We start from the raw sequence: 11,434 nt of genomic DNA on the forward strand, positions 1-11,434 counted from the left end.
GATAAATATAGACTTAAATATAGCCAAGATATGGTTTGTTACAAAAACGAATGGAGAATAGCACAAAAAATTTTGCTGCTGTAGAGTTTTAAGATGGAATTGTCTCAATAAAGGGACATTTTAATTATCTGAATACACACAAGGGGATGTGTATTCAATTCCCTCATCAAGCTTGGGCAGAAGCTAAAGATGAGAATCAATATCAATGACAACGCTGTCATTATAGATTTATCTGTAAGTACTGTCTAGTTATTTTAAGAGAAATTTTTATGACAAAGGCCTATAAAATCTAAGATCAGCGAGTTAGTTATCACTATCTTTTGCACAAATTTGAATACCCCATTACGGGACTTGTTGATTTTCTCGGGGTCATGCTTTGAATAGGAAAAATTTATTGCCTTTATTCGCAAGAAGTAAGAAGTAAGAAGTAAGAAGTAAGAAGTAAGAAGTAAGAAGTAAGAAGTAAGAAGTAAGAAGTAAGAAGTAAGAAGTAAGAAGTAAGAAGTAAGAAGTAAGAAGTAAGAAGTAAGAAGTATTGTCGCTTCGAGCTTAATGTCCAGAGGTATTCAATCAGTTGACTCAAATAATCTAGGTAAGGCTAGCTACCACGCCAACCTTACCTTCTACTATTTCTAGTACCTATGATCTTAGGTTACGGGCACCAGAATACGGTCAAATTAATATCAGGATGATTTAATACAGCACGCAGTGGTACTTCATATTCTGAGCCGGGTTGTTTTGCCGCTTCATACACTGCCTTTTTTTCATCACCTGAAATCAATAAAACTACCGTCTTAGCACTAGCAATCCCCGCAAGAGACAGACTCATACGTTCTGTGATTTCGCCTGTCACTTCGCTTTGATGGGCATTAATTGCGCATACGGTATTTGTGGTCGTTAACGCGTGCTCTAGACCTTTCGCATTTGGGAATAAACTGGCGGTATGGCCATCCGGCCCCATTCCTAAAATAGTAACATCAAATGGCTTTTTTAGCGCCGCATAATCAGACTCACATGCACCAGCTCCCTCTTCTGCCGACTTTGCCGCATTCTTCATTGTCACAAATTGAGCATTCGCCGCTTTGTCTTGCAGTAATGTCGACTTGATAAATGCTTCGTTAGACTTTTCGTGATCCGGTTCGACCCAACGTTCATCAACCATAGCAACCGTAATTTTGTCCCAGCCTAGTTCAACACCAGAAAGGTGACGATACGCTGGAGCCGGTGATGAACCACCAGACACTAACAATACTGCTTCACCGTCTTGCTCAATACCTTGACTGATCCCAGCTTGAAGTAGCTCTGCAAGCGCTGCTGTCATTTCGTCTTTGGAGCTGAAATTTCTTTCTGTCAACTGTGCCATTACGCTTGCTCTCCCGCGTTGAACCAAACATGTTTGTTTTCTTCTAGTAGTTCATCAGCATCTTCAGGACCCCAAGAGCCAGCACGATAAAGTGATGGAGCCCCTTTACTCTGCCAACGCTCAATGATTGGATCAACCCACTGCCACGCTTGGCGCACTTCGTCACGGTGAATAAATAAAGCCGGGTTATTTGCAGCGGCGTCTAGCATTAAGCGCTTATACGCATCTGAATGATAGCCATTGTTATACTTTTCACTCAATGAGATATTTAGCGTCACTGGCTCTAGTTGCATTTCAAGGTTATCTAGACGCTTAGACATTAGCGTTAATTGAATACTTTCTTCAGGCTGTAATCTTATTACCAAACGGTTTGGCTGAATTGGACCTGCCGAGTCACCATAAACATTATGAGAAACTGGCTTGTATTCAACCACAATTTCAGCACAACGCTTTTTCATACGTTTACCTGTCCTTAAATAGAAAGGCACGCCAGACCAACGCCAGTTATCAATGTGAGCACGAATAGCAACAAATGTTTCTGTTTTACTCGACCCTTCACCCAACTCTTCTAAGTAACCAGGCACTAGCTTACCTTCAAGGTCACCTGGCACATATTGACCACGCACAACATTATTATCTACATTCGAGTCAATTAGCGGTCTGAGCGCTTCTAATACTTTAAGCTTTTCAGTGCGAATGCTGTTGGCATTCAGTTTATGTGGTGACTCCATCGCAACCAAGCAAAGTAGTTGCAATAAGTGATTTTGCACCATATCGCGAAGCGCACCTGCTTTGTCGTAAAAACCAGCTCTGCTTTCAAGACCTACCGTTTCAGAGATACTGATCTGAATATTATCTATAGCTTTAGCATCCCATAAATTCTCGAAAAGTGCGTTTGAGAATCTAAGCGCCATCAGGTTTTGAACCGTTTCTTTACCTAAATAATGGTCGATGCGGAAAACTTGCTCTTCCGAGAAGAATTCACCTATTTTTGCATTAATTTCTTCTGCCGATTTACCGCAATAACCAATAGGTTTTTCAACAACTACACGTGATTGTTCGGTAATGAGCCCTTTGATTGAAAGTAGCTCACAACAACGGCCATAAACCGCAGGAGGAAGTGACAAGTAAAAGACACGAGACTTATCTTCGCCATCAGCCAAAATATTCTTTAGCGTATCCCAATGCTCGTCTTCTTCTGTAACATTGACTACCACTGGGACTAAAAACTGTTCAAATTCAGACCAATCTTTCTTGTTATATTCGCCTTTGCCAAGGTGAGTTTGTAATGCGATATGTGCCGTTTCAATAAATTCTTGTTGTTTGTTTTGTTCACGAACGGTCGGTAAGATGCGAGTGCCTTCAGGTAAGTTGCCTTCTTGATATGCACGATACAAAGCAGGTAGGAGTTTGCGAAGTGCTAAATCGCCTCCCCCACCAAAAATTACGATGTCAAAAGGATTAAGCATAGTTCACTCTCATAAGTTAGGCGTGCACTACAAGCACGCAGTGTTTATTCGATTTGGAGCCACTCCAAAGCCTACCAAACTCATTATGTAACGGGTGATGATTTCTATTGCAATGCACTAGTAAATGAGTCTTAGAAACCTGTATTTCCTCTCACAAAAATACAGGTTCTAAGTACTCCAGCGCTACCCGTTCAAAGGTATTCTGTTTACTTCAAGTTCCACTCGAAGTATTAATTCGTTCTCTTTTGCTTGTAATAAGCGATTAGACCCGCCGTTGAGCTATCATGAGGGTTAGTAACACCTTCTTGCGTTAGCTCAGCTTCAATATTTGAAGCAAGCCCTTTACCAAGCTCTACACCCCATTGGTCAAATGAACACACATCCAAAATGATACCTTGGCAGAAAATTTTGTGTTCATACAGGGCAATTAGCCGGCCTACTGCTTTTGCATCTACCTTATCTAAAATAAATGAAGAGGTTGGACGGTTACCTTGGTGTATTTTATGCGGGATCAACTTGTCGATTTCCGCATCCGACTTACCTTTAGCCGTTAAATCTTCACGAACCTGCTGTGCATCTACACCCGCCATCATCGCTTCAGTTTGAGCGAAGAAGTTAGACAATAAAATATCGTGATGCTGACCTACTTTGTTTTGCGGCTCAATGGAAGCGATAAAATCAGCAGGTACAATCACATTACCTTGGTGCAGGCATTGATAAAAAGCATGTTGGCCATTTATCCCTGTCATGCCCCAAATAATCGGCACAGTCGTATAGTTCACCTGTTCTCCAGCAAAGGTAACATGCTTTCCATTACTTTCCATTTCACCTTGTTGTAAATACGCAGGTAGCATATGAAGCGCCTGATCATAAGGTAAAATTGCTTGTGCTTGATATCCCAAAAAGCTGGTATTCCAAACACTTAGCAACGCCATCAACAAAGGAATATTGTCCTCGTTATCTGCTGTTTTAAAGTGCTCATCGACTTCAAATGCACCTTCAAGCACTTCAACAAATTTATCGAAGCCTAAATAGAGTGCGATTGGTAATCCGATTGCACTCCATAGCGAGAAACGACCACCAACCCAGTCCCACATCGTAAACACATTGTCATCGCTAATACCAAACGCTCTGGTTTTCTCCAGGTTGGTACTCACTGCAACAAAGTGCTTGGCAATTGCCGATTTATCATTAGCTGCGTTCAAAAACCACTCAACTGCGGTCTTTGCATTGGTCATAGTTTCTGAGGTCGTGAAAGTTTTTGATGACACAACAAATAAGGTTGTTTCTGCGTCTAAATCTTTCAGCACCGAAGCAATCTGTACGCCATCAACATTCGAAACGTAATGCACTTTTAGCGTGTCATCTGCATACGCGGCAAGCGCATCAGTTACCATTTGCGGACCTAGGTTAGAACCACCAACGCCAATCGCAACCACATCTTTGACGGCTTTGCCTGTATACCCTTGCCATTCGCCCGAACGAACTCTGTTACTAAATGCTTGTAGTTTTTCTAATTCCGCATTGACTTGTTCAGTAACATTTACACCATCCACATAAATAGGTGTATTAGCACGATTACGCAGCGCCGTATGTAAAACAGCTCTGTCCTCAGTGATGTTTATTTTTTCACCAGAGAACATTCTTTCTCGCCAAAGTGCGATGTCACTCTCTTTTGCGAGCTGCATCATCTCAGAGAATATTTGGTCGTCAATGCGTTGCTTGGAAAAGTCGAACAACACACCCGAGATTTGACGAGAGAACTTTTCAAACCTTTGCGCATCGTTTTCAAACATTGTTTTTAAATGCTCTTGCTCTACTCGCTGCGCAGAACTACTGAGCTTTTGCCAACTATCCAAATCTACACGACCACCCATAACACACTCCCCTAAGACGTAAGTGATTGTTAGTTACCTTACTTTTCAGGTAGTAACAACAAAGAAACATGACTAAACAAGCACATTATGCCAAAATGACAACGCTGTCAAATTGCTTCTTTTCAATTTTACACTGCGAATAATAACCTAAAATAAAATTTTTGACACCGGTATCATTCATTTATTTCTGTGAATTGTAGTGCTAAATTCCGTACTTCTTAGATAGACTAAGACAAACAGATGATCCTTTTATTAAGCCAATGGTCGCTTTAGGAGCTAAATATTGTAGAAACTGGGCGCTAGCTTCTGCATACATAAAGCGCTACTATTCCACTGTGCTTAACAATGATCGATACAGACCGTAAATAGAAGAACAACTACATGAAAGTCACTATTAATGATGTTGCCAAGCTAGCTGGCGTATCAATGAAAACCGTATCGCGGGTAATCAATAAAGAACCTTCGGTTAGAAAAAAAACTTACGATCAAGTAATGCAAGCAGTCAAAGAGCTTAATTATCAGCCCAATATTGCTGCAAGAAACTTAGCTGGTACTTCTTCATTTGCAATTGGCTTAGTCTACGACAATCCCAATGCCTATTACGTAATTGATATGCAAAATGGGGTGTTATCTCGTTGTAGAGACGAAGGGTATGAGCTCGTTATCCACCCATGTGAGTCCAACTCGGAAAATATGGCCGAAGAGTTCATCACAATGATCAAGCGCTCGCGTCTCGCGGGTTTAGTCTTGACTCCTCCCCTATCCGAGCAACAAGCTATTATTGATATGCTAGATGAACTTGGCATTCACTACGTACGGCTGCTTTCAGGTCGAGCGCAAGAAGCGAAAAATAGCGCAAATAACTGTATCTTTGTTGATGATTACGCTGCAGCCTATGAAATTACCGAGCATTTGATCCAACTTGGACACAAAAACATCGCTTTTGTACTTGGGGATGAGGAACACAAATCAACAGCAGAGCGCTTAGCAGGATATCGTGATGCGCTAAAAGCCCACGGTATAACACAGGATGACTCACTGCTTTATCACGGTACTTACTCATTTGAATCTGGGGTAAAGGGCGCTAAAGCATTGCTGGCCGAAGGCAATCCAAACCAAATCACAGCAATTTTAGGTGGTAACGATGAGGTTGCAGCTGGCGCTTTATTTGCTGCGCGGCTGATGAACATAGAGATCCCAGGTCAACTGTCTATCAGTGGCTTCGAAGACTCTCCATTCTCCCGCCAAACTTGGCCTAAGCTTACAACCGCACATCAGGCTAATAACATTATTTCTGAACATGCTGCGCGTTTATTATTTTCTAAAACACGGGGACATCGGAAAAATGATAAAGAGGTCTCACATGTGTTCACACCAAGCATAGTGGTTCGAGAAAGCACAGGTAGAATAACTCAGTAACGGATTAGCTGGTTGTCGGCCCATAGGCCGACCTATCTCAAAAATCAATCTTGCCTAGGCTTTACGAGCGTTAACCGCCGCCAAACCTTGCCAATCTTCTAAATCTTGCTCTGGCTTTTCAGCACGAAATTGTTGATACAATTCAATACCTTGTTCATCTTCTAAAATATCAACCTGTACGCCCTTGCTTTCAAGCAGTGGCTCATTACCTGAAGCATTTGTGATATCCCCAACCACGACTCGCTGAAACCCACGCATGTAGAGTAATGTTGCACATACGTCACAAGGACTTAAGCTGGTGTACAAAGTGGTTTTACTAAAATCAACCCTTCCTGCGTCTCGAATTGCCGAGGTTTCACCGTGGTTATATGGGTGGCTCTCTTGTACTAAAGTGTTGTGTCCTTTACCTACAATTTGATTGCTTTCATTATCAACAATAACCGCACCAATTGGGCACCCGCCCTCTTCATAGCCTTTTTTTGCCAGTAAAACAGCAATGTGCATAAAGTCTTTATCGCAAAGCTTACGCGTAAAGTCGCTATCGAGTAATACGCCAAGACTCTTGGTTGGCATATGTGCAATGGCATTGAGCGCTTCACTATTTACTTGGGTTTGTGCGTTGAGTAATACAGTCATTTTTTAATTCCTTGTCGCTTTTATAGGATCCGAGCTTAACACTATAATTTGGCGTAATTATGAAGTACCCAATCACATAGTTTATCTAACCAAGGTTTTGCCGCTTCAAGTGGCCAACCGCAATTGATCCGAAGATGATCTTGATACAAGTCTCGACTTGTAAATAAGCTGCCTTGGCGAATTTCAACCCCGAGCTCAGCGAGCCGTGAAGCGAGTACATCACAATCAATATTAGGCAGTTTCAGCCATAATGCCATTCCACCCCGTGGGGAAGATATTTTACAGCCCTCCGGTAAACGCGATTTCAAATACGTTTGGTAAGCGAAACAGTGCCCAGCTAAAGTGCGATTAAGCGCCCGTAAATGACGCTGATAATGTCCTGTCTCAATAAAGTGTGATACCGCCATTTGTAAACATTGATTTGGCATGCCGTGAAATGCCTGCATGAGCGCTACCACTTGGCTTTGATAACGCCCAGCTTCGCACCATCCAACTTGCAAACCCGGCGCTAATGTCTTAGACACTGAACTGCACCAAATTACATATCCGGCTTTATCCCATGCCTTTATTGGTAAAGGCATTGTTTGATTGTGGCTCAGCTCTCCAAATACGTCGTCTTCGATAATCGCCACTTGATACTGCGCAGCAAAGTCTGCAAGCCATGCTTTTTGTTGCACGGACAGACTGTGCCCCGTTGGATTTTGGTGATTTGCCGTAAGCAAACACGCAGATACCCTTTGCGTTGTCACCACCTGCTCTAAGGCTTCTAGATCGAGTCCTTCCGGTGTCGTTGGGATCTCAATCACCTTGAGTTGTAGCGTCGCAAGCAGTTGCAATAAACCTTGATAACATGGTGACGGCACCACCACACAATCCCCCGCTTTTGTGACAGCCTGCAGTCCCGCCATCACGGCTTGAATACAGCCGCTCGTCACCACAAGATTATCAGGGTTAAGCGCCAACCCCTTTTGTTTAAAGTGCTCGGTTAGATTCTCTCTGAGCGACATCAGTCCTATTGCGCTTGGATAATGAAAATGGTGATACTGAGGAGAGTCGAACGCTCGCTTTATAAACTTAGTCAGACGATTTATGGGCATCAACTCGGGCGCTACTTGCACCGTTGATAACATCGTATTGAGCCCTACAACAGAGGAGCTTAACCGTTTTTTAGGAGATTTCACTTCACTTTTAAACGTTGCAAAGTCAATATCGCTATTTTTAGCCGCTGGTTTGCAAATATAAAAACCAGATTTCTCTTGGGAAACTAAAAAGCCATTATCCTGTAATTCCTCATAGGTTCTAATTGCAGTACTCATACTCACGTCATGCTGCTTAGCAAAGATCCTAAGCGAAGTCATTTTTTCACCGCATTGACGTTCACCGGTGTTTATCTCTGCAATCACCTGCTCACTTAATGTAATAAACTTCCTCGCCATCTGTACCCCTAACAACAAAGAACTTTGTATCTGTACTGTATTTTTACCGAAGTTACACTGTAATTCCAGTATTCGTTCACAAATAGGATTGGCACATGACGATGACACACAACCAATGGCAAGTATTACCCCAATTACTCACTGAGTTTTCTAAACTTACCGAGGCATTTATAGAGTCGAGCAATAGTCGCTCAGTCGCAGGTCGCGATATTGCTCCGCCCGACCTAACACTCACAGAGTCTGGAATTGCATTTGAGTCACTGATAGAGATTTTTAGTAAACAAGTGGTACCAAACTTAAGCACAAGTACTGGGCCTAGGTATTGGGGATTCGTCACTGGCGGCGCAACGCCAATCGCTACTTTTGCCGATTGGTTGGTGTCAACCTACGACCAAAATGTCTCAAAGGGTGATGGCTCCATCGCAACCAATATAGAACGCCAAGCTATTCGCTGGCTAACCGAATTATTCGACCTACCAGCAAGCTTTGATGGTCTTTTTACCACAGGGGCAACGGCGGCAAATTACTTAGGTGCAGTCATAGCACGTCAGTTTGCAGGACACCAACAAGGGATCAATGTGGCAGAGGAAGGGGCCTTCGGTTTGGAAGTCGAGGTTTTTTGCGCGACGCCCCACGCGAGTATGATTAAGGCGCTTGGTCTTGCAGGCCTAGGCCGCAACCAAATCACTAGAGTAGCAACGCAAACAGGCAATGAGGCTACGGATACCGCAGCGCTTGAGTCAGCACTTGAAAAAAGTAACGCCAAAGGAAAAATTGTCATCGCCAGTGCCGCCACCGTTACTGGCACTAATTTTGATGATTTAATTCAGATCCGCCGATTATGCGATAAACACCAAGCTTGGCTGCATGTTGATGCTGCATTTGGCATTTTCGAGCGTCTGGTTTCCGGTTCCCAAGGTCGCACTAAGGGGCTTGAGTTAGCCGATAGCATCACCTTAGATGCACACAAGTGGCTTAATGTGCCATACGACTGCGGGATCTTTCTCACTCGTCATTTGCGCTACTTGGTTGAAAGCTGCGACGTTCCAGCGCCTTACTTAGTCACATCAAAAGCCGACCCCGACTTTTTTTCGATGGGGGTAGAAAACTCTCGTCGATTTAGGGCACTGCCCGTTTGGATGTCGTTACTTGCCTATGGTAAAGACGGGATCCGTCAATGGGTAAGCAAAAATATTGCGCAAACTAAACAACTTGCAGACTGGTTTGCTGATTCTCCAGACTATGATTTAGTTTATTATGGAGAGTTGAATGTAGTGCTTTTCAAGCCAAGTGGTAAAGACGACGACGCGACAACCGCCCTCCTTCATGCCATTAATGCGGACGGCCGTATATTTGTCAGCCCAGGGAGTTGGCAAGGACAGAAGGTGATCCGTGCTGCGCTCAGTAATTGGCAAACGGAGCAAGTTGATTTAGACATAGCAAAAAGCGCATTAACCGAATTAGCTAAGGCGCTTTAAGATTATAATATTTGAAGTTAGCTAACGCTGTGATTAGGAGTGATACTTTGCGCCAATTTGCGACTGTATTCCTCAAAATCGATATTGCTTTGCTCACCAAGTCCAGCCACCGCATGAGAAATAAACTGCGGTGGTACAAATAGATAAGTACGTTTTTTAAATTTCCAATGACGCACGATGTGCTTGGGCTGATGCTTGTCTTCATCTAACCCAGCCAACGAAAATAAGTCTTGCCAGTCACTCTCGGTATCGCCGGTCGACTGGGCAATACTTTGTGGTTCGATACTAAGCAAAATTGCCGACGTTTGTGGCACGCCCATCAACAGCTCACCAATAAAAAAGATGCTTCCACTGCGGCACAGCTGCTGTTGTGCTTCCGTCATCTCAGATTGCTCTGCCATCTTCGCCCTTTGATATTGCATCCCATTAAACATGGACTTGGCAAAAGGCAGCTGCTTTTCAGAAAACTCTCGATTTAGTACATGCTGAAACAGCGCTTTGCCGAGCGTATTACCTACGCCATCATGACTAAAAGTGCCTTCTTCCACATTGGTTTCAATGAAAAGCCCTGACTCTACCAAAATATTTTTCACGGCTTGATAGTTAAATATTGAAAACGGCTTACCCGTCACCGGATTTGTTGTCGACGTCACCGCTTTTGTCATCGCAGCAAAAAACACACTAATATCAACGAATGCACTTTTTAAGTCAGTGTCAAAGCTCTGAATGCTATCCGCCGTGGCACACAACATGATATTACCCGTTTCATTAAACACATAATGTTTAGTAATTGGAGTATATATTGGCTGAGACTGCGGTTTTGACGGTTTATCTTGCTTGCTAAACCAAGTTGAGAACATTATGTACTCCCAACATTAACTGTCCTTTTTAGTCGTTTTACTGGCTGCCGTGGCTTGCGAGGGTGCGGCTATGACACTGCGCATTGATTCAATCAGATTATTAAACTCTGGATCTGACATCGCCTCATTGAGCGAAGCCGCTTGCTTGACAAATGCAGGTGGCACAAATAAGTATACTGATTTGCACAGACTTAACTGCACGTCTGTATGCCCGCCTTGTAAACAAGGGCCAGCTTGCCACACCGATTTGACATCATTGGCATCCGCTGAGATAACAATTGGCGCAATAGAAATAGCACCAAGTAAATATTCGCAAACAAAAATAATCGTCCCGACCTTTTTGTCTTGACTGTCGGAACTCGCACTGATACTTACCGAGGCTTGCCCCATACCAGCGATCATATCCATCAATGATTTACCTATGGAGGCTAAATTACCACTGAGCCCCAGTAACGTCTGGATCAATTGGCTTGATAAAGTAACGCCACTTTGCTTACTTTCAAATTGAATATTGCTATCTGTCACTTTGACAAAAAGACCTGAGCTTGAGACTAATTTATTGAGTGCATCGTAGTCGTACAGACTTGTCCCAGCCTCTGCCATCGCTTTTGTAAGCGCGGCAAAAAATACGCTGACTTCACCAAACGCATTTTCAGCTTCTTGCGGCAATACACTTCCACCTGCGGTACTATTTAGCGTACTTGCGATAAATAAGTTGCCGGTAGCATTCACTACAAATTGTTTAGTCGCTGGCACTTCATTGCTGTTTGTCGTCGTTAAATTAGCGGCTCTGGTTTGTGCATTGCTCACTACAGTACCTGGTTGAGGTGTTGGCATACTCGCTCCTTAAATCTTGATGTGGCTTGTCTGTTTCTTATGTCGTTTTAGTGTAGCCG

General features: G+C 43.2%; 9 protein-coding genes. 2 read left to right on the forward strand and 7 right to left on the reverse strand.

What is annotated here, in order from left to right; genetic code table 11:
- Positions 1 to 652 precede the first annotated feature (652 nt).
- The 3 genes from pgl to pgi all read right to left on the reverse strand — a co-directional run bounded on the left by pgl (position 653) and on the right by pgi (position 4,709).
- Positions 653 to 1,363, reverse strand: coding sequence for a 6-phosphogluconolactonase (pgl, locus tag L1D50_RS16910; protein WP_095729954.1), 711 nt, complete (start codon positions 1,361 to 1,363; stop codon positions 653 to 655).
- Positions 1,363 to 2,832 (reverse strand): glucose-6-phosphate dehydrogenase, encoded by a 1,470-nt coding sequence (zwf, locus tag L1D50_RS16915; RefSeq protein WP_128726549.1) that lies wholly within the window; start codon positions 2,830 to 2,832, stop codon positions 1,363 to 1,365. Before zwf ends, pgl begins: the two co-directional genes overlap by 1 nt.
- A gap of 230 nt (positions 2,833 to 3,062) precedes the next feature.
- Positions 3,063 to 4,709: a glucose-6-phosphate isomerase gene (gene pgi, locus L1D50_RS16920; RefSeq protein WP_128726548.1), complete on the reverse strand. Its 1,647-nt coding sequence runs from the start codon at positions 4,707 to 4,709 to the stop codon at positions 3,063 to 3,065.
- Between the two features lie 381 nt (positions 4,710 to 5,090).
- On the opposite strand from pgi, the gene L1D50_RS16925 reads away from it, so the two are divergent.
- Positions 5,091 to 6,128, forward strand: a complete 1,038-nt coding sequence (locus L1D50_RS16925; protein WP_128726547.1) for a LacI family DNA-binding transcriptional regulator — start codon at positions 5,091 to 5,093, stop codon at positions 6,126 to 6,128.
- A gap of 54 nt (positions 6,129 to 6,182) precedes the next feature.
- Here the strand turns inward: L1D50_RS16925 and L1D50_RS16930 are convergent, their stop codons facing one another.
- The gene (locus L1D50_RS16930) at positions 6,183 to 6,764 is read right to left on the reverse strand and encodes a nucleoside deaminase (RefSeq protein ID WP_128726546.1); all 582 of its coding nucleotides are present in this window, start codon (positions 6,762 to 6,764) and stop codon (positions 6,183 to 6,185) included.
- Positions 6,765 to 6,805: 41 nt separating this feature from the next.
- On the reverse strand, positions 6,806 to 8,200 hold the full coding sequence (locus tag L1D50_RS16935) for a PLP-dependent aminotransferase family protein (RefSeq protein ID WP_239966457.1): 1,395 nt from the start codon (positions 8,198 to 8,200) through the stop codon (positions 6,806 to 6,808).
- A gap of 95 nt (positions 8,201 to 8,295) precedes the next feature.
- Here L1D50_RS16935 and L1D50_RS16940 point away from each other — a divergent pair, with 95 nt between their 5' ends.
- On the forward strand, positions 8,296 to 9,678 hold the full coding sequence (locus tag L1D50_RS16940) for a pyridoxal-dependent decarboxylase (RefSeq protein WP_239966458.1): 1,383 nt from the start codon (positions 8,296 to 8,298) through the stop codon (positions 9,676 to 9,678).
- Positions 9,679 to 9,695: 17 nt separating this feature from the next.
- Here the strand turns inward: L1D50_RS16940 and L1D50_RS16945 are convergent, their stop codons facing one another.
- Together L1D50_RS16945 and L1D50_RS16950 are read right to left on the reverse strand one after the other, a co-directional pair.
- A complete protein-coding gene (locus L1D50_RS16945; RefSeq protein WP_128726543.1) occupies positions 9,696 to 10,538 on the reverse strand; it encodes a hypothetical protein in 843 nt (280 codons plus the stop codon).
- Between the two features lie 15 nt (positions 10,539 to 10,553).
- On the reverse strand, positions 10,554 to 11,375 hold the full coding sequence (locus tag L1D50_RS16950) for a hypothetical protein (protein WP_128726542.1): 822 nt from the start codon (positions 11,373 to 11,375) through the stop codon (positions 10,554 to 10,556).
- Positions 11,376 to 11,434: the final 59 nt, after the last annotated feature.

Source organism: Pseudoalteromonas sp. Isolate6 (assembly GCF_022398435.1).
GTDB classification, from domain to species: domain Bacteria; phylum Pseudomonadota; class Gammaproteobacteria; order Enterobacterales; family Alteromonadaceae; genus Pseudoalteromonas; species Pseudoalteromonas galatheae.

Excerpts from the sequence above, each read along its gene's own strand:
- L1D50_RS16940 (WP_239966458.1), top strand. The coding sequence starts at position 8,296 with ATGACGATGACACACAACCAATGGCAAGTATTACCCCAATTACTCACT.
- L1D50_RS16935 (WP_239966457.1), bottom strand. The coding sequence starts at position 8,200 with ATGGCGAGGAAGTTTATTACATTAAGTGAGCAGGTGATTGCAGAGATA.
- pgl (WP_095729954.1), bottom strand. The coding sequence starts at position 1,363 with ATGGCACAGTTGACAGAAAGAAATTTCAGCTCCAAAGACGAAATGACA.
- L1D50_RS16930 (WP_128726546.1), bottom strand. The coding sequence starts at position 6,764 with ATGACTGTATTACTCAACGCACAAACCCAAGTAAATAGTGAAGCGCTC.
- L1D50_RS16945 (WP_128726543.1), bottom strand. The coding sequence starts at position 10,538 with ATGTTCTCAACTTGGTTTAGCAAGCAAGATAAACCGTCAAAACCGCAG.
- L1D50_RS16950 (WP_128726542.1), bottom strand. The coding sequence starts at position 11,375 with ATGCCAACACCTCAACCAGGTACTGTAGTGAGCAATGCACAAACCAGA.
- zwf (WP_128726549.1), bottom strand. The coding sequence starts at position 2,832 with ATGCTTAATCCTTTTGACATCGTAATTTTTGGTGGGGGAGGCGATTTA.
- pgi (WP_128726548.1), bottom strand. The coding sequence starts at position 4,709 with ATGGGTGGTCGTGTAGATTTGGATAGTTGGCAAAAGCTCAGTAGTTCT.
- L1D50_RS16925 (WP_128726547.1), top strand. The coding sequence starts at position 5,091 with ATGAAAGTCACTATTAATGATGTTGCCAAGCTAGCTGGCGTATCAATG.